Source organism: Halosolutus halophilus (assembly GCF_022869805.1).
GTDB lineage: Archaea > Halobacteriota > Halobacteria > Halobacteriales > Natrialbaceae > Halosolutus > Halosolutus halophilus.
In genome coordinates this window covers 2,462,325-2,480,335 of sequence record NZ_CP094974.1, presented here as the reverse complement: position 1 = coordinate 2,480,335, position 18,011 = coordinate 2,462,325, and the positions used below count along the sequence as shown (strand labels likewise).

The following is an 18,011-nucleotide window of genomic DNA, read 5'->3' as shown; positions in this document are numbered from 1 at the left end:
CGATCGAGTGGCGCTTTCACCATTGGACACGGGGTATCGGCACCGTGACGGTTGTATCAGTCCCGATTCTGGTGCACACCGCGGCACCCCGTGCCGTCCGTGAGAACAGCGCCTCACATTCAAGGTGACGACGCCGGGGAGTTACTGCGTTACTCCGCGCCAGACCTTCCAGATCGACGGTCTGGTTATGACCCACCATCCTGCGGTACCACCGAGACAGCCGACGAACGCCAGCCATCCGTCGACGGTCCCTCCAGTCAGCAGGACTGCCAGGCCGCCGAGCAACGCCGTGCCAGCGAACGCCCTGTCGGGTTCGTGTTCGGTGACCTTCGCAGCGAGCACGAGATACGCGATGCCGAACCCCACCGACGCGAGGACGTCGACGAGGTAGTGGACACCGAGTGCGAGGCGAGAGAATCCGACGAGTGCAATTACGACTACCGTCGCAACCATCCGTTTGCGGTCCGTGAATCGCTCATCCCAGAGTGCGAGCGCCCCCCAGAAGACGGTCGCAGCCATCGTGTGGCCACTCGGGAAACCGCCGCCTTCGCGGGGGATCGCTTGCATAGACGATGGGGGGCGTGAGAATCCGAACGTCGTCTTCAGGACTAGTGCGAGCGCGAGCCCTCCGAGAACGGTGGCGACGACGAATCCCGTCCGATCGGACGCGAGCCGATCAGACCCGCGCCGAACCGAGCCCCGGACGTCCGCGATCACGAGCACCAGCAACCCGATGACGATCACGAGTTCGTTGCCGAGCACGGACGCGAACTCGAACAGTTGTACGCTCCACTCGGGGAGGGCAGCACGCACCAGTTCTGTCACGCCGAGGCTTCGATCCATGGCGGGTTTCAGCGGGGTGATGTTGCAGATGCCGCAACGACGTCACGGACGCCGCATCACGTCCCCCGTACACTGTCCAGTCGGATAATGGCTACAATCGGCGACGAGAGCCGGCAGTGGCGAGCGAGAACTGTGCGACGATCGTCGAGCGGGCCGTTCGATCGCCGACGGCGAACCTCCCTTCCGCCGAGACGGAAGACACCACCTGGCCGAACTCTCCCGTCGTATCTGCCCTCAGTAGTGTGGTAATCGCCCCGTTCGTCTGTGCCTCGTTGGGAAAGACTTCCAACGGTGATTGTCCCGGTAACGGGAACGAGAGCGACTCTGAATGGGTTCTACGTTGAAAACCGGCAATGACAGGCCGCACCTATTTACCCGATTTTGGAGTGGTCGTAGCACATGCAAGCTGTCGTCTTATCTGCAGGAAAAGGAACACGTCTTCGCCCGCTCACCGACGACAAGCCGAAAGTCCTCGTCGAGGTCGACGATCGGCCGATCGTCGAGGACGTCTTCGACAACCTGATCGAGATCGGTGCCGACGAACTGATCGTCGTCGTCGGCTACCTCAAAGAGCAGATCATCGATCGGTACGGCGACTCCTACGAGGACGTTCCGATCACCTACGCCCACCAGCGCGAGCAACTCGGGCTGGCTCACGCCATTCTCCAGGTCGAGCCGTTCATCGACGACGACTTCATGCTCATGCTCGGCGACAACGTGTTCCGGGCGAACCTCGCGGACGTCGTCAACCGCCAGCAGGAAGACCGCGCCGACGCGGCCTTCCTCGTCGAACAGGTCCCATACGACGAAGCCTCCCGGTACGGTGTGCTCGACACGAACGAGTACGGCGAGATCGTCGAGGTGATGGAGAAACCCGACGATCCGCCGTCGAACCTCGTCATGACTGGCTTCTACACGTTCACGCCGGCGATCTTCCACGCCTGCCATCTCGTCCAGCAGAGCGATCGCGGCGAGTACGAACTTCCGGACGCGATCGACCTGCTGATCCAGTCCGGCCGAACGATCGACGCGATCCGCATGGAAGGGTGGCGCGTCGACGTCGGCTACCCGGACGATCGAAACCGTGCGGAGCAGCGACTGCAAGGTGGGCCGGAGGGAACCGCCGAGCTAGCAACGGAGACCGCCCAGCCCTCGGAAGCCGGGACCGATTGACCCGCGATGACGCACGCACTCGTCACCGGCGGTGCCGGGTTCATCGGGTCGCACGTCGCCACCGGACTGCTCGAACGGGGCCACGTCGTCACCGTCCTCGACAGCATGGAGCCGTACTACGACCTGCGGATCAAAGAGCAGAATATCGGTCGTTGCCGTGAGGCCGGCGGCGATCGGTTCCAGTTCGTCGAGGGATCGATCACCGACGAGGAACTCGTCGACGACCTGTTCTCGAGCCAGGACATCGACGTCGTCTATCACCAGGCCGCCCAGGCGGGCGTCCGCACGAGCGTCGAGAACCCGAAGAAACCTCACGAGATCAATACGACTGGATTGCTCACTCTCTTGACCGCGGCCGACGAGTACGGCGTCCGCCGGTTCGTCAATGCCTCGTCGTCCTCTGTCTACGGCGAAGTGGAGTATCTGCCCTACGACGAGGATCACCAGACCGTCCCGCAGAGTCCCTACGGCGTGACCAAGCTCACGGCCGAACACTACTGTCGCGTCTGGAAGGACGTCTACGACGTCCCGACCGTCAGCCTCCGGTACTTCACCGTCTACGGGCCGCGGATGCGCCCGAACATGGCGATCACGAACTTCACCTCGCGGTGTCTCGACGGAAAGCCGCCGATCATCTACGGCGACGGTGAACAAACGCGGGATTTCACCTACGTCGACGATGTCGTCGAGGCGAACCTCGCGCTGCTCGAGACGTCGGCCGCCGACGGCGAGGTGGTGAACGTGGGCTCGACGCGGAGGATCACGATCGAGGAACTCGCCGAGCACGTGATCGCCGAAACTGGGGCGGATGTCGATCCCGAGTATACCGATCCCAAAGAAGCGGATGCGCGTCACACGCACGCCGACGTCACGAAAGCCCGCGAGTTGCTCGACTACGAGCCGAGCACGGAGATTCGCGACGGCGTCTCTCAGTTCGTCGACTGGTACCGGGAAAATCGAGAGTGGTACAGGCCATTGGTGGTCGAATCTTGATCGATCCGTCTATCGAGGCCGACGCGAGCGTGTTCACCCGAACTGAGACCGAAAGCACACGGCCTTCACAGCAGGTCCCTGCATCGTCGAATCGTGAGACGGCGACGAATCAGGGACTGTTGACGAGCCGGGAAACGGACGTGTGCAACCTGGTGTACGTGATCACCACGCTTGATACGGGAGGGGCCGAGGTCGGCCTGTGTCGATTGCTGGATGGGCTGAATGACGATCGGTACGACGTCACGATCGCAACTCTCGACGGCTACGACGAAACGTTCGTCGACCGACGAGTTCCGGACGTCGAATCGATAATCGACTGCAAACGCCTCAGAACCCCGCGGGATGTGTCGAGACTGGTGTCGGCCGTCGTTGACGCAGACGTCATCGTCGGCTCGCTCTTTCACTCCGTCTTGGTCGCTCGACTCGCTGGCGTCGTCAATCCGGACGCTGTCGTTGCCACGTGGCAACACAACGAGCGATTCCAGACGACGGTTCGAAAGAAAGTCTTCGAAACCACGAACTCTTTGAGTACCGTTCTCCTCGCGGATTCCGAACCCGTCGCGGAGATGTTACGAGATGAATTCGGACTCAGCGAGGAGTTCGTCAAGACGGTTCCGATCGCTGGCATCCCACTAGACGAGTTCGAACGGCGAGAGCACGAGGATACCGACTGCGTAGTCGTCGGAAGCGTCGGCGTATTGTCGGAACAGAAGAACTATCGAACGCTCCTCGCCGTCGCGGATGCACTCTCGGACGACGAGATCGTCTTTCGAATCGCCGGCGACGGCCCCAGACGACGGGCGCTAGAATCCAGAATCGAGTCGGCCGGCATCGAAAACGTCGAGTTTCTCGGAGCGGTTCGCGATCTGCCGCAGTTCCTCGACACCGTCGACATCTACGCGCAACCCTCGTTGTACGAGGGTCTCTGTATCACCGTCATCGAGGCCATGGCAGCCGGACTTCCGGTCGTCGGCAGTTCTGTCGGGGGGATTGAGCACAGCGTGGCCGACGGCGAGTGCGGCTACCTCCATGAGCCGGACGACGTCACTGGCTTTTGCCGATCGATCCGGAAACTGGCCGCCGATCCCTCGAAACGCCAGCAGTTCGGCGATCGAGGACGGGAGTTTGTCGAAACCGACTACTCACAGGACGTGCTCGTCGAGGAATTCCAGCGAGCGATTCACGGCGATGTGTGAATCCGGAACCGTTTACAGTCGCCGTTTCGGGCGCAACGCGTGATACTCGTCACCGTCGGCTCTCGACGCGTGTCTTCTGCGGCGGTTCGTCTTTAGCCCAGACTGGTAGTAATCTGAGGAATTAGTATCATAATTGATGATATTTGAGAGGCGATCCCAGCTGGTGAGATGCTCTTCATTGTGAAATCAGACGCCAGACAACGCTGAGAATTGGCGTCTCCGGCGGTTTAGTGAGGTTCATGGATGAAATCAGACCGAAAATCACGGTCAGACTGTATTACTGTGGGTATTAGCCAAAGACGGATGCTTCCGCGGCGATTCGTTAGCTTCGAACACTCTCACGGCGATAGTGACGACCTATTATAAAACGCCGCGTGATACCCGTTCGTAATGCAAATCGCCTTCATCCATCCACATTTTCCGTCGGCAGAGGGAACGGGGGCGACTCACACGGCGACCCAGATCGTAACCGGCCTCGCTGAAACGGACCACGAGGTCTGCGTCTACTGTACCGACACGCCGGACGACGAACTCCAGTACGCCGGCGTCGAGTACCGGTATCTCACCGGCAACAGCAGCCACCCGCACACGGACACGAGATTAAACGAGGAGGTCACCGCTCGACTCGACGAGTTCGGCGAGTACGACGTCGTTCACAGCTACCTGATGTCGTTGATCCCTGCCGTCGCGAAGATCGGAGCGGCGACTGACGCAGGGACCGTCGTCACGCTGAACGCGTACCAGGGCGTGTGCGCGAAGAACGATCTGCTCTACCTGAACGAGACGCAGTGCGAGCGGAAATCGCTCTCGAAGTGTCTACACTGCATCGCTCGGACGGGGTTCGAAAACGAGGAGTTCGGCTATCTCTATCGGACGGCGAGCCAACTCTTCTCGCTTCGATTGGTTCGATCTGGAGAACGACGCCTCGAGCACGTCGACGCGTTTCGTGCACCCTCCGATCACGTCCGAGAGAACTACGCTCAGTTCGGGTACGATCGCGACAAGATACGCGTCGTTCCCCATCCCGTAGACGAGACGTTCTGGATCGACCACCGGAGCGAGTTCACAGAGCGCTACAGACTCCTGTACGTAGGGTATCTCATCGAAGCGAAAGGTGTGAGAAAGCTGATTCCGATCCTGAGCGCGCTGGACGACAGCGAGTTCGAGTTCGAACTGACAATCGTCGGAACCGGTGGATTGGAGTCTGCGCTGTGGACCCAGGCGGAAGCGCACGGCGTCGAGGACCTCGTTGATTTCAGGGGATTCGTTCCGAACAGCGACCTTCCGGCCGTGTATGCGGAGCACGATTGCTTCGTCTATCCCGGTATCTGGGAGGAACCGTTAGCTCGAGTGTACCTAGAGGCGCTCGCAACGGGGACTCCGATCGTGACCAGCGAGTACGGGACCGTCGAATCGATCGTCGGACCGGGCGGCGTCACTACTGACGGTTCCATCGACGACTTCCGGGAAACGATACTGCAACTCGTCCGCGACGAACGACTCCGCACCCTGTCGCGTGGCGGGAAGCGGAAAGCGAGGGAGTACGATCGGGAGCGCGTCCTCGAGAGTATCCTGAAACTGTACACCGCTGTCGCGGATAATGGAAGTGAGGCGGAACTGTACGCGGAAACACGATAGCAACCGGGTAGCAAATACATGGAGATCACGATCGTTTGCGAGAAGTTGACCGCAAGCGGCGGCGGATCGAACGTCAGTCTCGATGCGCTGGCCCGGTCGCTCTCGGAACGCGGCCACTCGGTACGGGTCGTGACAATCGATCGGGATCAGAACGAGTTGCCGTTGGAGCGACCCTACATCGTCGCCGAACACTCGATCGACCGATCAGCGCACGCGGTGCGCTGGATTCGGGAAGTCGCACGACTCATGGATCGATACGACGACTGTGACCTCTTTCACGTATTTACGCCGATTTTGCTTCCCGCGGCCGGACTGTATCGAAGCAGCGGCGAAACCCCGGTCGTCGGGAGGCTCAATTCGTACGCCCTGTTCTGTACGAATCAGTCGAAGATGACTCCCGACTGTTACGAGCGCTGCTCCAGTTTCAGTAAATTGGTCCACGACGACGCGGGAGGAATTCGAAAACTGCTGAAGACGCCGGTGTACGTCGGTCGGACGTCCGTCGTCCCTCGACTGGTCGGTCGGGTGGACAAGCTATTCGCACAAAGTCCGGCCGTAAAAGAGGTCTACTCGTCCGTCGGGTTCGACGTCGAGATCACGGTCGTCCCTAATTTTTACGTCCCCGAATTCGCTCGGATGGACTCGCCCTGTCGGCTTCCCGATCGATTCGACGAGCGAGGCCTGGACGTGCTCTCAGTCGCCCGCCTCGAGGAGTACAAGGGCCTTCGAACGCTCCTCGATGCGACTGCGGAACTCGATCTCCCACTGCGCGTTCACGTCGTCGGAGACGGACCTGACCGGAGGGCGCTCGAATCGTACGCGACGTCGCTCGGCGTCGCGGATCGAGTCACGTTCCATGGCTGGGTCTCCCACTCGGAGCTTCCGGCCTATTACGCCGCAGCAGACGTGTTCGTCCACCCGGCGACGTGGCCGGAGCCGTTCGGCCGAGCGGTGCTCGAATCGATGCAGTGTGGGACCCCGGCGATCGTTTCCGACGTCGGCGGTCCCCCGTGGGTGGTCGGCGACGCCGGCCTGACGTTCGACCCGGGTGACGTCGACGAATTACGCTCGAAACTGGCGTCCATCTCCGACGATCCCGAGACGAGAGCCGTGCTCTGTGAACGGAGCGAGGCCCGACTCGAACGGTTCGAACCCGATCACGTCTTGGATCACATCCTTCGGGAGTATCGTAGCGTCACGTGACTCTCAGGTGACCGGGCGATGTAATTCTCTCGGGTGGTGATAGCTGCGCGGTTTTCAGGTGAGTTTCGAGGCCAACTCTCTGGCGCTTTCGTGGACCGTTCGTGCCGCGTCGTACCGTCTCCTCCCAGCCATCGTCGCGATGAGGTAGTAGTAGTATGGAGGTCGGAACGGAAAGGCTGCGATCGCGCGCCGGAACTCCTCGATCGCTTCCTCGGTATCGTTCCGTCGGGCACAGATGTGGGCCAGGTTGTAGTGGCGTTCGGCGAGACGGTACGCCGACATGCGATCTTCGTGTTTGTCGAGGAACCGTCTGATACTGTCCCTGTGCTCGTAGTGGCCCCGTTCCGACGTGAGTTGTTCTTCGATGCCGGTGTAGTGGACGTAGAGCGGCCGATCGAGGGCGTACAACGGGAACCGCTCGGCGAGGCGGAGATACAGGTCGTAATCTTCGCTGTGTCTAAGGTCCGGATCGAAGAGTCCGACGGCCTCCAGAGCGTCGCGTTCGAAAATACCGCCACCGATACCCCCGAGAACGTTCTCTTCGCGGAGATCCTCGGCCGTCACGACGGCGGCTTGCAGGGTTTTGTATCTGACGCTCCCGTCAGCTTCGACCTTCGTTTTCGAGGGGATCACGCCGACGAACTCGCCCCGATCGATGGTGTCGACGAGCACCTCGACCGCGTTCGGCTCGAGTTCGTCGTCCGCGTCAAGAAAGACGATTCGGTCGCTGCTCGCGTTTCTGATTCCGACGTTCCGCGTCTCGCTGAGCCCGCCGTTTTCTTCTTTCCTGATGTATCGGACCCGATCGTCGTAACTGGCCATCACCTCGGCCGTGTCGTCGGTCGACGCGTCGTCGACCACGACGTGTTCGATATCGTCGTACGTCTGATCGCGGACGCTTTCGATCGCTCGAGGCAGCAGATCCGCGTGGTTGTACGTGGGGGTGACGACGCTAACGGTACTCATGACTCGCGTTTCCCGAGACGGGTCTGTGGGAGTGTCGAGCCGACCCGTCGCCTAGTCTCCTCGTGGAGTTTCGACGCCGCGTCGTACGTCCACTCGCCGAACAGCACGGCGACCAGATAGTAGTAGTACGGCAGCCGGAACGGGTGCGCAGCGATCGCGTCGACGAGGTTTCTCGCTGCTCCGTCCATGTTACCGGCCTCCGCGTGTGAGTGTGCGATCCGGTAGTAGTGTTTCGACCGGTGTCGTTTCGAGAGTCGCTCTCGATTCTTCTTCAAAAACTTGCGTCTCTGGCTCAGGTACTCGTCTTTGTGCGTGGTCAACTGGCCCTCGTACCCTCGGTGATACAGGTACAGTATTTCGTCCGTTCCGTACAGCGCCCCCTCCTCGACGAGTCGGAGACAGACGTCGTAATCCTCAAGATACCGGAGTCGTTCGTCGAACCATCCAGCGGCTTCGAGCGCTCGAGATTCGACCATCATTCCCCCGACTCCGCCAACTACGTGCATTCCATCGGTCCGCATGTCCTCCGTCGTAATTTTGCGAGGTGGGGCGGGGTCTACCTCCGTCGTTCCGTCTTTCCAGATCCACAACTGCGACGGACACACCGCGATCCAGTCGCCGGCTTCGACGAGTTCGATCAGGGTTTCGATCGTGTGCGGGAGTAATTCGTCGTCAGCGTCGAGGAAGACGACGTACTCCCCCTTCGCGACTCGAAGCCCGTCGTTTCGAGCAGCGGCCAGTCCCCCGTTCGTTTCCCGTTTTACCCGTTTGATCCGCGGATCGTCGTACTGGTCGAGAATTCGAGACGTATCGTCCGTAGATGCGTCGTCGACGACGACGTGTTCGTAGTCGTCGTACGTCTGACCAAGGACGCTGTTTATCGCTCGAGAAACGGATTGAGCGTCGTTATACGAGGGAGTAATCACGCTGACGCGAGCCATTCACCGGTGGACGTTGGAGGGAAATCGCATTGTTATATGCGCGCTACTGCGGGGGCAAAATATCCTTGTGTGACTGGTTCTGTGCAGTTCGTTGGTTTGACTCGTCTCCTCGGTCCCCCCAGCGCCCATACCGTGAGAGCGTGGATACCTCCGTCCCGGCGCGATCAGGTCCGCTCACAGCGGATGAAGTGCCCGCCGTCCCAGTCCCACAGCCGTTCGGTTTCGAACCCGTGCCGGTCCAGCCAGTCGTACACCTCGTCCGGTGCCACGGTCCGGTCGTAAAATTCGTCCGACGTGATCACGTCGATGTAGAGTACCCGGACGTCCTCCTCGACCGTCCGTTCCATCCCTTTCAGGACCTCCAGTTCCGCACCCTCAACGTCGATTTTGAGCACGTCCGGGGCGGGGACGCCGTCGTCGACGAGCGCGTCTCCGGTCGTGGTTTCGACGCGAACACTCTCGGTCGGATCGATCGTCAACGACTCGCTCTCGACCGAGGACCCGTCCTCGGAGAGGAACCCGAATGCCCCGGCCTCCGCGTCCTCGTAGATCTGTAGTACGCCTTCGTCGTTTTCTGCCATCAGTGCCCGTTCGTGGACGTCCGCCGAAAGCCCGTTCAACTGCAGGTTCTCCTCGATCCGATCGACGTTGTTTGGATTTGGTTCGACGCTAACGACGTGGCCCGACTGGAGTTTCGCCGCCGCGAAACAGGTGTAGATGCCGACGTTGGCCCCGACGTCCCAGAAGACGTCGTTCGGTCCCAGGTGTGTCAAGATATCCCCGTGGACGGGGAACGACTCGTCCTTCTCGGGGTACTTTTGAAAGACGAAGTATTCCTCCACGTCCTCGATTTTGAACCGCATCGTGAGTCCATGGGCGGTAATATGTTGTTCTATCGGAAAAAACGGACTGAGTATCCACCGATAAGCGTCCGACAGCGCCGATTTCACGCCAAGCAGGCGAAGTGGCGACTTGACCGGTTCCGGAACATATTGAACACTATTTTTGAGTTTCGGGACCAGTGCGCTAACGAGGTCCACGACGTTCATACGCTCGCTCATCCCTCTATCGATTATGTTATCCGGATCCTACATTGACGATGCGATAGCAAAAATCAGGTTATTCCGTACTATTCGGTGCGATTTGCTTCAGAGGAGAAGTGTGCGATCGCAACTGACGTTCCTGTCATTATCGCGCCCGAAATTGACGTTTACCACCTCGTGCGCCCCCCTTCGAGGGCTATATGAGCGTCTTGGTGACGGTAGTCTTGACCAAGGGATCGTGATTCATTCCCGAGTTATTTCGCCGTCACGCCTGCGGAACGCGGTCAATCGTACCCTGGTCGGCGGTATTCTAACTTACCTCCGCGGTGCGCTGATTTCACGACCGACATTCGCAATACCATGAGTGAAATGTTATGGGTCTCGGTGACATTTCTTGATCAATTGACTTTCCCCGATGAAGCCATACGTTCGAACGGGTATGTGGTGTGCGGGCTCTCCTCCCGACTCTGATCGACGACGTTGATGATTATAGGTTCAAGCAGAAACAGATCCTGAAGCTAGTGAACTTTGGGTACGACGCGCCAATCGATCCCTTCGGACTCGTATACGTCGATCCGGATGCGATACGGTCGTACAAAACGGTCTTTAGCAAATACACCGACGCTGGAGCCGTTTACGGCGGTGACTGGGACGAAAAAACGCATGAATTTTCGGACTCTCCCACGCATATGGCGATTTGCCATCATTTCAAGAGGGGAGTGCCGTGGGAGGAGAAATACCTCTTAAACAAGTATAAAGAAATCGTTTCTGATCGGGGGTCTGTGAAAGGATGCACGGCGGTGGACGAGGTACGGGAGTACTGCAACAGAATCGATCGGTCGTACGACTCCGTCCAAAAAAAGGGTGTACCTAAGCGAGAACTGATGGGTTCACCGTCTGACGATTTAGATACGTTTCTGGACGACGTTTGTATCAATATCGGACGCGACTGTCAACTGATATTCCGTGGGAACGGGTGGCATCGGCTAAGTATTGCAAAAGTACTTGACCTCGACGAAATCCCGGTGCGGATCGTGGTCCGCCACGAGAGGTGGCAAGAGATACGCGACGAGATATACAACGTCTCGACGGCGGGTTTCAGCCGCTGATCGATTTGCAACGTAGACCACCCGGACGTACGACATCTCCTGAATAATCACGCGGATCGCTCTCCGCTCAGATAGACGCCGGTGAAAGTTCGAACGCGTATCCGAGCGGCCAGCGGTGTGTCGGACTTAGATGTCTCTACAGGGCACCTCCTCCTACCCGAAGAATCGACGGTATCCGCCGACGAGTTGAGTTGAAAAATCGGGTACGAGCCACCGAACGACTTCCGGCGTCTTTTCGCCTCTCGTCCGCGGAATCCGGTGCGGATCGGTCTCGGCCGTGATTAGCTGTTGATCGCCGCCGCTAGTAACGGCCGTGGCGTGGTGTCTTCGGGCGACGTCGACCGCCGTCGCGTCGTAATCGTTGAACGGGTAACAGAACCGATCGACCCCGACGCCGAGTTCAGACTCGATGATCTCCTTTCCCTCGACGATTTCGGCTTCGATCGCCTCTCGATCGAGCTCCGAGAGCTTCGGATGGCTCCGCGTGTGATTGCCGACCGTGACGAGCGAGTCGTCGACGATTTCGGTCAGCTGATCCCGGGTCATGTAGTCCGATTTGACCGGCATGTACTCGCCGTCGGGATCGAGAACCGCCTCGCCGATGAGATAGACCGTTGCCGGCGCGTCGTACTCTCGAAGGATCGGCAGGACTGTGTGGTGAAAACTCTGTAATCCGTCGTCGAACGTGAGTGCGATTTCTTTACCGGCCGTCGATGAAATCACGTCGGGGAGATCGACGATCTCGTACTCCGATTGCAACCACTCGAGGTGTGCTCGAAACCACGCATCCGGGATGTCGTCCCAGCCGGTCCCGTTCACCGAGTGATACTGGAGGACGACGGGATGGCGGTCTGCGAAGCGGTGAACGAACTTCCAACGGGCGTTAACCCGGCGCAAGATGCGTTGCTTTGGAACCATAGGAATAGCTAGGTTCGGCGTGATGGGATTCAGCCGCGACGCGGAAGTCAAAGGTGATCCGCGATTCGGTCGCATTTCGAGATTCGATCACGATCGTCGTTCGGGAAGCGGAGGCCGATCGGGACGACGGCTTCGCGGATCGCGACACCGGTTGGTTCGGACGAGCGTCTCCGTATCGAACGTGTTGGGCCATCGCTGCGCAGTCCGTGCCCACCGACGGGATCCTGCTACTTGACTATTCTCTCCGAGAATTCGGTAACTCCCGATCGCGCTCATCGTCCAGTGACGATCATCGGCGAACCGGTTCGGTATCGTCTCGTGACTGGACGGATGCCGCTCGTGATCGTTCGGGTATGAGTCCGTTACCGGTCACCGATCGTCGCCGAAGCCGCTCTTCGATCGATATGCTGGATTTAAATAAATAGTCCCGTGGCCACGTGGGGGTATGGAATTTGCGAAGCTACTCGTCGGACTGCGCTCGAATCTCAGACATGGGATCGGTTACGTGCCGGAGCCGATCAAGGACCCGCTTCGGAAGCAGGGGATTAGAGAAGTGTTCTCGTACTCGTATCGACGGGCGCTTGCGCCGTTCGTTCCCTCCGAAGAGCGGATCACGGTCCACGGGCTCACGATTCGGTTCAAAATAGCGAACGTCGACGAGTACCTGCTGTTCCAGCGCTATCCCGAAACTGACCGGTCGTTTCCGGTCCTCGGCGATATCTTGACGCACCTCGAACCGGACGACGTCTTCTGGGACGTCGGGGCGAACGCGGGTATCTACACCTGTTTCGCGGCGGCGAAACTGCCAACTGGTCGCGTCGTCGGCGTCGAGCCGAACCCGAACAACGTCGATCGGATCGAGGAGAACCTCCGGTTGAACGGGCTCTCGGCGGACGTCCACGAGCGGGCACTGATGGCCGAACGCGACGAACGAACGCTCAAGATAACCGAAAAGGCGGGTGCCGGCGAGTTCGGCTATCTCTCCGACGATGCGTCGGACGGCATCCGGGTCGAAACGGCGAGGGGTGACGACCTCGTGGCGGAAGGCGTTCCGGCTCCGGACGTGCTCAAAATCGACGTGGAGGGCGCGGAGATGGGCGTTTTGCGGGGGATGGAACGGGCAATCTCGGAGTGTCGACTGGTCTACCTCGACGTGGTCACGTCGGATAGTTACTACGGGTCCAACGCGTCGGCGAACGAAATCTACGGATGGCTTCGAAACCGCGGCTTCGAGATCGACCGCCTCTGGGAGTGGGACAGTGGCCACTTTATTCGCGCGGAGCGATCCGCCTGAATCGCCGCTCAATCGGCGCTGTCTCCGTCGACCCTGTCGGGATTAGTCATCCGCTTCCGGTGACGAACGAGCACGTATACGGGCACCGACTCCAGGTCGAGAAGCTTCGCCATCGAGAGCCGATGAAACGAATCGACGAAGAGCAACTCGCCATTACGGCCGATATCGGCGGTGATCTCGTTGACGAGTAAGTAGGGAAAAAATTTGTTTCGTTGGGAAAATTGCTCCCGAAACCGGTCTGGATTTCGCTTCCATAACTCTCGCTGGCTTTGATAGCCATCGTTGCGTAACGATCGCCAGAGCCGGTCCATCCCTGCGGCTTTTCGCCGGATCTCGGCCGGAGAGTCGAGATCCCAGGGCGGGATCCGTTCCGTTACGACGGGCGTTTCCTCCCACGGCCGGTCGTGGAGATATCGTTGTCGCACGGAACGATAGATCTCGCTGTCGTCGAACTGCCGATCGGTTCGATCCCAGTCGCCGTCCCTGACTCGTCCGATCGCTCACGTCTTGTACGTCGTCGGTTCTGAACGGGCCGTTCGATACGTTATTCGGTCGGGTGCGACCCGGATGAGCGTCGTCGGATCCGGCGGCCGAGGATAAGTTCCAATCTCCCTGTTCAGCCATTTCCGGCGATAGTACCTTCTTGCAAGTTCGTAGATAACCGGTTGTGAGACCGACAGCGCGGTTCGGTTTCGCGAGCGAGCATACCACGACCCGTCTACGAGCGGCGCCACGACCCCTTCGGTGTGGTATTTATACAGCTCGCTGTAGTTCGGTCTTCATCTCGAGATATTGATCACGTCAACACGACGGGAAATAATGGTTGCTCCGGTGACGATACGAGCGACGTCGACAGTGTCCATTCGGTAGCGTTAGTGCCGAGTTCTAACCAGTCACATCGTTTTTGCACCTGTCCAGTCTACAATCGGTATGATAGCCGCAAGCGTTGTCGTTCCGACGTACAACCGGGCCGACGTTCTTCCCCGAACTCTCGACAGCGTCCGCGAGCAGACGTTTCAGGAGTTCGAAATTGTCGTCGTGGACGACGGCTCCACCGACAACATCGCCGCCGTCGTCGATCAGTATCCGGACGACAGGATCAGATACGTTTCACACGAAACCAACCGGGGTCCCTCGGCCGCTCGAAACACCGGTATACGGGCCGCGGAGGGGAAGTACGTCTCGTTTCTCGACTCCGACGACGAACTCAAACCGACGTTTCTGGAGCGATCGATCGAAACGCTTCGGGCGGAATCCGCCGAGTGTGCGGGGACGTTCGTCGCGCTCGAACGCTATCGAGACGGCGAGGTCATCGAGACCCACGGGGCGACGCCGGTGATGGCTTCGCCCGCCGACTTCGGACCGTCGATCGAGACCGAGGCGAGGACGGGTGGGTTGACGGTGCGTGCGTCGGTGTTCGCGGACGTAGGGACTTTCGACGAACGGATCGCGTATATGGACGACGTCGCGTTCTGGGTGAAACTCCTCCGAGAGTACTACCTGGTCGGTGTCGACGAACCGCTGTACAGATACCACAGCCACGACGGACAACTCACCGGAAACGACGCCGAAAAGATCGAGGGGTTGACCACGTTTCTCGAGACGTACCACCACGAGTTGCCCGCTTCGTACCGTGCACAGTACCGGTACATTCTCGGCAAATCCCACGTCCGGCGGCGAGAGTTCCTGAACGCGGCGTTGGAGTTTCGCAAATCCGTAATGGCCGATCCCCGGCGGGCGCGGGACGTGTCTCGCTTTCTGTTCGAAAAGGGTAAACTGCAACTGAGCGGCGTCCCGTCCGCTATCAGCGCGCGGGTTCGACGGCGCGACGGCGGACGCGACTGAGTCCGACCGCCCTGCCGTGGTAACGGCGAACTGAACTCGGGGCCCGAGCGTGTAGGTGGGCGCAAACAATAATCGTTCGTCGGGAACGCCTCCCGAAAGATGGTTCATGAGGGTTCGAGATCTATCACGAAATCCGACCGGTCGGCTTCGGGTAACGTGGAGAGCGATCGCTGACGGCGATCGGACGGCGAACGCGTCTCTCGAACCGCGTTCTCGAGCGCCGTCGAGGGGATCGAACCGGATCACCACCCGCCGTCACGTCGGTTCTTCGATCGAGTGCTCGGTCCCGAGGTCGGCCGGCAGTAGCGATCGGATCCGCTCGCGTCGCGATCGTCGGCCGGGGCGGAATCCGAACCGAACCGGGAACCAAACGGGGAGCCGGTAATGGTCGGCGACACCGATCCCGCTACGGTCGCAGACGCGGTCGACTCGTTCTGTGAGAACTACGCCGACGGGGAGCGTGCGATCGAGACGCTTCTCGAGGTCGATGCCGAACACGACACCTGGACCTTCGACGTCCTCCCGCTCGATTCCGGAACGTTCGGGGAACTCGTCTCTCGCGGCATCGTCACGAAGGTCGACGGCGAGTATCGCATCTCGAGTAGAGAGGGGGTGCGGGCCGGTCTCACCGGCGAACCGATCGCGGTCGAGGAGGAGTCGGGCCCGGGATCCGTCCGCTCGATCCTGATCGACATCGATCGACGCGCTGCGGTGGCGTTGGCGGCCGCGCTCGGCGTGCTGTTCGCGACGCGAACGCTGATTTATCCGTCAGTAATGCGCGGCGAGCACGTCGTCTCGCCGTCGAACGATCCGTACCACTACCGGTACTGGCTGGAGGAACTCCTCGCGGAGGGTGGAATCGTGATAACCGACATGCCCGAGGGGGCGGCCGGGACGAGACCGCTGACTCACGCCGCGAACTGGCTTTTCGCTACGTTGCTCGGCGGGGACCAGTGGGCAGCGAACATGGTCGCCGCGTGGTTGCCCGTCGTCGCGACGCTCGCGCTTGGCGTCATCGTCTACTGGCTCGCCGTTATCGTCAGCGACGACGTTCGCGTAGGGGTCACGTCTGTCGTATTGCTGGCGATCACCCCCCTGCACGCCGTATACTCGACCATCGGCTTTCTAGAGCATCGACCGCACCAGTACTTCTGGCTGGGCGTGACGATGCTGACGCTCGCCTGGCTGGCCGTCGACCTCGATCGGCGACGGAACGGTGCATCGACGGTGCAAGCGGCGATCCACGAGCACCTTCGACAGTCGTGGACGTGGATGGCTGCCGTCGCACTGGGTATCGCGGTCGCGTTCTCGGTCCACGCCTGGGGTGGTGGGATTCTGTTGCTCGTTCCCGCTGCAGCGTACGTCGGGCTGAAAATCGCGATCGACGTTCGGGCCGGCATCCCGCCAGCGTCGGCGAACCTGCCGGTTCTCGTCGGGTTGAGTCTGGGGGCGGCTCTCGCCGCGTTCCTGCACTTCGGCTGGGGGTGGCACGAAGTGTTCACTGCAGCGATCCCGGTACTCGTGGTCGTCGGTGCCGTCGCCGTCGTCGGACTCGGAAAGCTGTGGCGTCGCTTCGAGTGGCCCACCTGGGGACTCGTCGGTCTCGAGGGCGGCCTCACCGGCGTCGGTCTCGTTGCGTTCCGATATCTGCGACCAGAAGACTGGGCCAGACTTTCCGAACGGGCCGGCGACCTGTTTTTTAGGGGAGGTGCCGTGGAGACGTCGTCGTTGTTCTCGTTAGAGCATGCAATCGTCCTCGGGCCCCTGTCGCAGTTCGGAGTCTGGTTTTACATCGCGCTTCTGTTCCTGGGATGGGCCGGCTGGACCTCGGCTCGGCGCTATGCGCCCGGTTGGACGCTGCTCTCCGTCTACGGTGGCTTCTGGCTCGCGCTGGCAGCAATACAGGCTCGCTTCGCGGGCCAGTTGACCCTCCCGTTCGCTGTACTCGGGGGGCTTGGCTTCGTGCACCTGTTGGCGTGGGCGAATGTAGCCAGAGTTCCAGTCCCGCTCAGAGGATCAGACGCGAGCGAACGTGCAAGTTCGCACGCACAGACCGCCACAACAGACGGTGGGGAACGCGAACCCAGTATCGTCGTCCCGAGGAACGTCAAGACGTTCGTCGCGCTCGTCTGGATCGGACTGCTGATCTTCGGAATGAGTCTGCTCTTCCTCCCGTCGTTAGTCGGGCAAACGACCTACAGCGATGCGGAGTTCGAAGCAGCGATGGCCATCGACGAACACGCGACGGGCGTCGACCGAGAGTATCCGGACAACTTCGTGTTGAGCGACTGGGGGGACAACCGCATGTACAACTACTTCGTCAATGGGGAAGCCGATCGATACGCGTACGCCTTCAACCACTTCTACGAGTTCCAGGTCGACGACAATCCGGACGCCTGGTACGAGGAGTTCGAACGGAGTCAGGTCGGATACGTCGTGATGACCGATGTAGATGAGCCGTACCCCGAAAACATCTCACAGGCGAAACTCCACGATAATCTCGGGACGGGTGGCGACGACGGAGAACCGCTCGAGCACTACCAGGCGATCTATATCGACAACGAAGTGACGGTGTTCGCCGTGGTCCCCGGAGCGACGATCACCGCGACCGGCGAACCGGGCGAGACGGTGACGGTCGGGACCGAGGTGACAGTCTCGGGCGAGACGATCACGTACGAGCAGGACGTGACTGTGGGAGAGGACGGAACACTGGAAGCGACGGTACCGTATCCCAGCGAATATACGATCGGCGATCAGGAAGTCGACGTCTCGACAGACGCCGTTGAAGACGGGTCGACGCTGGAACTGGATTGACGCGGTTGGTCGCTGCTGCAACTCGACTTGAGCGA

The 18,011-nt window shown here is 60.2% G+C and carries 15 protein-coding genes; 9 read left to right on the top strand and 6 right to left on the bottom strand.

Features of this window, described 5'->3' with window-relative positions; translation table 11 throughout:
* Window positions 1–141: 141 nt before the first annotated feature.
* Window positions 142–843: a phosphatase PAP2 family protein gene (locus MUG98_RS12205; protein ID WP_265112382.1), complete on the bottom strand. Its 702-nt coding sequence runs from the start codon at window positions 841–843 to the stop codon at window positions 142–144.
* A gap of 399 nt (window positions 844–1,242) precedes the next feature.
* On the opposite strand from MUG98_RS12205, the gene aglF reads away from it, so the two are divergent.
* From aglF to MUG98_RS12180, 5 genes are all read left to right on the top strand, one after another.
* Complete coding sequence (gene aglF, locus MUG98_RS12200; protein WP_265112381.1) at window positions 1,243–2,016, top strand: UTP--glucose-1-phosphate uridylyltransferase AglF; 774 nt, start codon at window positions 1,243–1,245, stop codon at window positions 2,014–2,016.
* 6 nt (window positions 2,017–2,022) lie between these two features.
* Window positions 2,023–3,009, top strand: a complete 987-nt coding sequence (locus tag MUG98_RS12195) for a GDP-mannose 4,6-dehydratase (RefSeq protein ID WP_265112380.1) — start codon at window positions 2,023–2,025, stop codon at window positions 3,007–3,009.
* Window positions 3,006–4,205: a glycosyltransferase family 4 protein gene (locus MUG98_RS12190; protein ID WP_265112379.1), complete on the top strand. Its 1,200-nt coding sequence runs from the start codon at window positions 3,006–3,008 to the stop codon at window positions 4,203–4,205. Before MUG98_RS12195 ends, MUG98_RS12190 begins: the two co-directional genes overlap by 4 nt.
* A gap of 390 nt (window positions 4,206–4,595) precedes the next feature.
* Window positions 4,596–5,843 carry a glycosyltransferase family 4 protein gene (locus tag MUG98_RS12185; RefSeq protein ID WP_265112378.1) on the top strand — a complete coding sequence of 416 codons (1,248 nt, stop codon included), beginning with the start codon at window positions 4,596–4,598 and terminating at the stop codon, window positions 5,841–5,843.
* An 18-nt stretch (window positions 5,844–5,861) separates the two neighbouring features.
* Window positions 5,862–7,046, top strand: a complete 1,185-nt coding sequence (locus MUG98_RS12180; RefSeq protein ID WP_265112377.1) for a glycosyltransferase family 4 protein — start codon at window positions 5,862–5,864, stop codon at window positions 7,044–7,046.
* 54 nt (window positions 7,047–7,100) lie between these two features.
* Here the strand turns inward: MUG98_RS12180 and MUG98_RS12175 are convergent, their stop codons facing one another.
* The 3 genes from MUG98_RS12175 to MUG98_RS12165 all read right to left on the bottom strand — a co-directional run bounded on the left by MUG98_RS12175 (window position 7,101) and on the right by MUG98_RS12165 (window position 9,816).
* Window positions 7,101–8,012: a glycosyltransferase family 2 protein gene (locus MUG98_RS12175; protein ID WP_265112376.1), complete on the bottom strand. Its 912-nt coding sequence runs from the start codon at window positions 8,010–8,012 to the stop codon at window positions 7,101–7,103.
* Window positions 8,009–8,953, bottom strand: coding sequence for a glycosyltransferase family 2 protein (locus tag MUG98_RS12170; protein ID WP_265112375.1), 945 nt, complete (start codon window positions 8,951–8,953; stop codon window positions 8,009–8,011). Before MUG98_RS12170 ends, MUG98_RS12175 begins: the two co-directional genes overlap by 4 nt.
* Before the next feature lie 164 nt (window positions 8,954–9,117).
* Window positions 9,118–9,816: an FkbM family methyltransferase gene (locus tag MUG98_RS12165; RefSeq protein ID WP_265112374.1), complete on the bottom strand. Its 699-nt coding sequence runs from the start codon at window positions 9,814–9,816 to the stop codon at window positions 9,118–9,120.
* A gap of 626 nt (window positions 9,817–10,442) precedes the next feature.
* Between MUG98_RS12165 and MUG98_RS12160 the strand changes: the two genes are divergently transcribed.
* Complete coding sequence (locus tag MUG98_RS12160; RefSeq protein ID WP_265112373.1) at window positions 10,443–11,105, top strand: hypothetical protein; 663 nt, start codon at window positions 10,443–10,445, stop codon at window positions 11,103–11,105.
* Between the two features lie 153 nt (window positions 11,106–11,258).
* Here MUG98_RS12160 and MUG98_RS12155 read toward each other — a convergent pair whose 3' ends face one another.
* Window positions 11,259–12,002: a polysaccharide deacetylase family protein gene (locus tag MUG98_RS12155; RefSeq protein ID WP_265112372.1), complete on the bottom strand. Its 744-nt coding sequence runs from the start codon at window positions 12,000–12,002 to the stop codon at window positions 11,259–11,261.
* Between the two features lie 466 nt (window positions 12,003–12,468).
* Between MUG98_RS12155 and MUG98_RS12150 the strand changes: the two genes are divergently transcribed.
* Window positions 12,469–13,317, top strand: coding sequence for an FkbM family methyltransferase (locus MUG98_RS12150; protein WP_265112371.1), 849 nt, complete (start codon window positions 12,469–12,471; stop codon window positions 13,315–13,317).
* Window positions 13,318–13,325: 8 nt separating this feature from the next.
* On the opposite strand, the gene MUG98_RS12145 is transcribed toward MUG98_RS12150, so the two are convergent.
* Complete coding sequence (locus tag MUG98_RS12145) at window positions 13,326–13,628, bottom strand: hypothetical protein (RefSeq protein WP_265112370.1); 303 nt, start codon at window positions 13,626–13,628, stop codon at window positions 13,326–13,328.
* Window positions 13,629–14,247: 619 nt separating this feature from the next.
* Here MUG98_RS12145 and MUG98_RS12140 point away from each other — a divergent pair.
* Together MUG98_RS12140 and MUG98_RS12135 are read left to right on the top strand one after the other, a co-directional pair.
* The gene (locus MUG98_RS12140) at window positions 14,248–15,162 is read left to right on the top strand and encodes a glycosyltransferase family 2 protein (RefSeq protein WP_265112369.1); all 915 of its coding nucleotides are present in this window, start codon (window positions 14,248–14,250) and stop codon (window positions 15,160–15,162) included.
* A gap of 384 nt (window positions 15,163–15,546) precedes the next feature.
* Window positions 15,547–17,976, top strand: coding sequence for an MFS transporter (locus tag MUG98_RS12135; RefSeq protein ID WP_265112368.1), 2,430 nt, complete (start codon window positions 15,547–15,549; stop codon window positions 17,974–17,976).
* Window positions 17,977–18,011 lie beyond the last annotated feature (35 nt).

Bases quoted from the DNA above. Each gene is read 5' to 3' on its own strand.
- MUG98_RS12205 (WP_265112382.1), bottom strand. From the start codon at position 843: ATGGATCGAAGCCTCGGCGTGACAGAACTGGTGCGTGCTGCCCTCCCC.
- aglF (WP_265112381.1), top strand. From the start codon at position 1,243: ATGCAAGCTGTCGTCTTATCTGCAGGAAAAGGAACACGTCTTCGCCCG.
- MUG98_RS12195 (WP_265112380.1), top strand. From the start codon at position 2,023: ATGACGCACGCACTCGTCACCGGCGGTGCCGGGTTCATCGGGTCGCAC.
- MUG98_RS12185 (WP_265112378.1), top strand. From the start codon at position 4,596: ATGCAAATCGCCTTCATCCATCCACATTTTCCGTCGGCAGAGGGAACG.
- MUG98_RS12180 (WP_265112377.1), top strand. From the start codon at position 5,862: ATGGAGATCACGATCGTTTGCGAGAAGTTGACCGCAAGCGGCGGCGGA.
- MUG98_RS12175 (WP_265112376.1), bottom strand. From the start codon at position 8,012: ATGAGTACCGTTAGCGTCGTCACCCCCACGTACAACCACGCGGATCTG.
- MUG98_RS12170 (WP_265112375.1), bottom strand. From the start codon at position 8,953: ATGGCTCGCGTCAGCGTGATTACTCCCTCGTATAACGACGCTCAATCC.
- MUG98_RS12165 (WP_265112374.1), bottom strand. From the start codon at position 9,816: ATGCGGTTCAAAATCGAGGACGTGGAGGAATACTTCGTCTTTCAAAAG.
- MUG98_RS12150 (WP_265112371.1), top strand. From the start codon at position 12,469: ATGGAATTTGCGAAGCTACTCGTCGGACTGCGCTCGAATCTCAGACAT.
- MUG98_RS12145 (WP_265112370.1), bottom strand. From the start codon at position 13,628: ATGGACCGGCTCTGGCGATCGTTACGCAACGATGGCTATCAAAGCCAG.
- MUG98_RS12140 (WP_265112369.1), top strand. From the start codon at position 14,248: ATGATAGCCGCAAGCGTTGTCGTTCCGACGTACAACCGGGCCGACGTT.
- MUG98_RS12135 (WP_265112368.1), top strand. From the start codon at position 15,547: ATGGTCGGCGACACCGATCCCGCTACGGTCGCAGACGCGGTCGACTCG.